This is a genomic window from Streptomyces otsuchiensis, assembly GCF_004305975.1.
In the GTDB taxonomy this organism is placed as follows: Bacteria; Actinomycetota; Actinomycetes; order Streptomycetales; family Streptomycetaceae; genus Streptomyces; species Streptomyces otsuchiensis.
Genome location: NZ_BHZI01000414.1, coordinates 1 through 3,809, shown reverse-complemented (window position 1 = coordinate 3,809; position 3,809 = coordinate 1). Strand labels below are relative to the sequence as shown.

At 75.6% G+C, this 3,809-nt stretch carries 4 protein-coding genes and 1 pseudogene; 3 read left to right on the top strand and 2 right to left on the bottom strand.

Annotation, left to right across the window (positions count from 1 at the left end):
* A pseudogene (locus tag E0D90_RS28145) lies at positions 1-420 on the bottom strand (hypothetical protein); the annotation flags it as partial.
* 169 nt (positions 421-589) lie between these two features.
* Between E0D90_RS28145 and E0D90_RS24455 the strand changes: the two are divergent.
* Positions 590-1,021, top strand: a complete 432-nt coding sequence (locus E0D90_RS24455) for a hypothetical protein (RefSeq protein WP_227870476.1) — start codon at positions 590-592, stop codon at positions 1,019-1,021.
* A 268-nt stretch (positions 1,022-1,289) separates the two neighbouring features.
* Entirely contained in the window at positions 1,290-2,147 is an 858-nt protein-coding gene (locus tag E0D90_RS24450) for a spermidine synthase (RefSeq protein WP_130800125.1), read from the top strand.
* A 98-nt stretch (positions 2,148-2,245) separates the two neighbouring features.
* Here the strand turns inward: E0D90_RS24450 and E0D90_RS24445 are convergent, their stop codons facing one another.
* Positions 2,246-2,848 (bottom strand): hypothetical protein, encoded by a 603-nt coding sequence (locus E0D90_RS24445; protein WP_130800124.1) that lies wholly within the window; start codon positions 2,846-2,848, stop codon positions 2,246-2,248.
* 178 nt (positions 2,849-3,026) lie between these two features.
* Between E0D90_RS24445 and E0D90_RS24440 the strand changes: the two genes are divergently transcribed.
* Positions 3,027-3,809 (top strand): response regulator transcription factor (locus E0D90_RS24440; RefSeq protein ID WP_170215044.1); only part of this gene is annotated, 783 nt, incomplete at its 3' end.

The following is a 3,809-nucleotide window of genomic DNA, read 5'->3' as shown; positions in this document are numbered from 1 at the left end:
GACATCGGTGGCCCCGGGGGGTCCGGCCGCCCGGCGTGCGGGGGTGTCGCGGGGCGCGGGGTCGTCGCCGCGCGCCTGACGCGTGCGCGGCCCGGGCCTGCCGCGGACCGCGTCCCGTGGCTCGAACCCGAGCGCGGTCAGCGACAGTCCGGGGAACATGTGCCGGAAGACGCGCTCGTAGGCGTAGTTGGGGCAGCGGATCTCGCCGGCCTCCACCCGCCCGACGTAGCGCGCGTCGCACGCGACCCGCTCGCCGATCTCCCAGGCCGCCCTGCGTACGGCAGCGGCGAACTCCCCGGGCGACCGATCGCCGCGCAGTCTCCGGAAGACGGTGTTGGGCCGGGCGTCCGCGGCGCCGGGGCCGGGACGCGGTGGGCCGGTGGGCTCCGGCGCTCCCGCTGACGCGGATGTCGACGTCATGGCGGGACCGTACCGGCCGCGCCGAAGGACACAGCGACCGGTTTCGTACAAACGGGATATCTCACCCGTGATCCGCCATGAACTGCCACCCTTTGCGGCTGTCCCCGGCCGTACCTCTTGACAGTGCAATCGCGTTGAACCCGGTATCCGACAGCGGAGGAGGACTCCCATGCTGGACATCGAGAGGGCCACGGCCGTGACGCGCCACCGTGTCACAGCCGGCCACACGGCTCACCACGGCCGCCCCGGCCCCGCCGAACCGCCCTGTGATCTGGTGACCGTACCCGCCCGGGAAGGGCTGGAGGCGGTAGACATCCTGCGATTGCGTGGCGGCGCGGGCCCGGTGCTGCACGACCGGGAGGGCGACACCCTCGGCTTCCTGGTCCCGCCCGGTACCGCCGAGGGGTGGAACCTTCCCGGCAGTGCCTGCATCCAGACCTACGGAACCCCGCCGGGCTCGCACCAGCTCCCGGTCGCGGGTTCGCGGTGGCTGGTGCCGCCGGCCGACACCCGGCCCGCCGCCACCCATCCGGACCGACTGCGGGACGCCCTGCGTGAGGCCGCCCGCACGTTCGCCGCACTGGACCGCTGCTGTCGCTGAACCGCCGCCGTCCGCGACCACCCCCCACCACGCCCCACCCGCGTCTTCTCGCCCCGGCAGGCCCGGCCACTGTGGCGCCGACCGCCTGTCACCGCTCGTTCCCGCCGCCGTCACGGCATCCGTCGTACGTCGCGACAGCAGTGCAGGAACGTTTCGCCCCGGTCGCGGCGCCGGACGGCTCGCCCCGGGGCGAAAGGAGCGGCGGACCGCCCGGTGGGGCCGGACCGCCCTGTGCGCCCGGTGGGGCCGGTGCGGGGATACTGGGCCGATGGTCGACCGGAACAGACGACGACAGGGGCGCGCCGCGCCCAGCGGCCCGGTGGACGGGGGCGTGGCGCGGCTGGTGCCCGACCCCGACCGCCCCCGCGGCTGGGAGCTCCACCTCGACGGCGCCCCGCAATCGCACGTGGACCTCGACGACCCGGCCTGGCTCGGCTACGCCTACCAGCGACGGCTGGGCCACATCATCGACCTGGCCGCACCACCCGGCGCCCCCGTCGCCGCTGTTCACCTGGGCGGCGGCGCCTTCACCCTCGCCCGCTACGTCGTGGCGACCCGGCCCCGCTCCACCCAGCAGATCGCCGAGCCCGACACCCGGCTGACCGCCTTCGTCCGGGAGTGGCTCCCCCTGCCGGACGGGCGGATCAAGGTCCGCGGCAGCGACGCCCGCCGGATGCTGGAACGTCTGCCGGAGGGCCAGGCGGACCTGGTCGTCACCGACGTGTTCGCCGGTGCCCGAACCCCCGCCCACTGCACCAGCGGCGAGTTCCTCGACCTGGCCCGGCGCGCGCTGCGCCCCGGCGGCTGGTACGCCGCCAACCTCACCGACGGGCCCCCGCTGGCTCATCTGCGGCGTCAACTCGCCACCTTCGGGGACAGGTTCGGGGCGTGCGCGGTGATCGCGGACCCGGCCGTGCTGCGTGGCCGCCGGTTCGGCAACGCCGTCCTGGTCGCCACCGACGGCCCACTGCCGACCGCTGAGCTGACCCGTCGCGCCGCCGGCGACCCGCACCCCGCCCGGCTGCTCACCGGCCGGGAACTCACCGACTTCACCGGCGGGGCGCCGGTGGTCACCGACGCGGACGCCACCGACTCCCCGGCGCCGCCGGAGGGCACCTTCGACTGAGTCCGCAGGAATGCGGGATGCGGGCAGGGCGCGTGCGGCACAGGTGCGCGCCTCACGCGCACGACGGTGCCGGTCACGCGCGCCCCGGAGCGCGCGGCTCACTCCTCGTGGTGGTCGATGTAGGGCGCGTGCCCGTTGAAGACGCAGAAGACCGACACCGCGCGGCCGTGCCCGGAGAAGGTCACCCGGATGAAGCCCTCCTCCGTCCAGACCTGCATCTCCCAGCCCGCCGCGGGCGTCGCGGAGACCAGCTCCGCGGAGTCGGGCCCCATGTCGAACGCCACCAGGCCACCGTCGGTGGACACGGTCTCCACCGTGCCCAGCCCGCTGTCCCCGTCACCCCCGTCCCCGGGGCTGTCGCCGGCCTCACCCGGCGGCGGACCGGTCTCGCCCGGGGGCTCGCCGTCCTCGGCCGAACCCGCGGGCGCGGGGGAGCGCCGGGGTGGCTCGCCGCCGTTCCCGTCCTCGCCGACGTGCTCCCGGTCCCCGGCTTCGGTGGTGGCCGGTGGCGGCCGCTGGGTGGACGAGGCGTCCGGCTCCGGGGCGCTCTCCGACGCCGACGGCGCGCCGGTGACGGCCAGGGCGCGCGGCGCGTCGTACGCGGTGCCCCTGATCACCGAACCGACCCCGAACCACGTCAGCGTGACCGCGGCGCCGGTGGCCCCGACCCACACCGCGACGATCATCAACTGGCGTCGCATACAGCTACATTACGCAGAGCCCCGGCCCGCCCACGTCCCGGTGTCCCGGGGCCCGCCTCTTCGCGCCAATCCGTGGGCGCCCGTCGCGCGGCCGACGGTGTCCGGGTGCGGTCCGGCTCCGATCCGGTACCGCCCACGGACTCAACTGCCCCCGCACACACGGGGTACGGTGCCGCGCATGGCCCATGTGCTCGTGGTTGAGGATGATCCGTTCGTCCGGTCGGCGCTGATCCGTCACCTGACCGACGCCGCGCACACCGTGCGCAGCGTCGGGAGCGCCCTGGAGGCGCTGCGCGAGGTCGCGCAGTTGGAGTTCGACGTGGTCGTCCTCGACCTCGGGCTGCCCGATCTGGACGGCGCGGAGGCGCTGAAGATGCTGCGGGGCGTCACCCAGGTCCCGGTGATCATCGCGACGGCGCGGGACGACGAGCGGGAGATCGTCCGGCTGCTCAACGACGGCGCCGACGACTACCTGGTCAAGCCGTTCTCCGTGGAGCACCTCTCGGCCCGGATGGCGGCGGTGCTGCGCCGCGCGGGAGGAGGCCGGGGCGCGGCGGCGGAACGGGACGCGGTGCTGCGGGTCGGCGGCCTGACCGTCGATCCGCAGCGGCGCACCGCCCAGCTGGACGGCAACGGACTCGACCTCACCCGGAGGGAGTTCGACCTGCTGGCCTACCTGGCGGGCCGTCCGGGGGTGGTGGTGGCGCGGAAGGACCTGCTGACCGAGGTCTGGCGCCAGTCCTACGGCGACGACCAGACGATCGACGTGCACCTCTCGTGGCTGCGGCGCAAACTCGGCGAGACCGCCGCCCGGCCGCGCTACCTCCACACCCTGCGGGGCGTCGGGGTCAAGCTGGAGGCCCCGCCCGCCCCGGAGCAGCCGTCGCCGCAGCCGCCGCCGTCCGCGGCCCGTCCGCAGGGGGCCGAACGGCCGGCGGGCACGGGCCGCGGACGGCGGCGG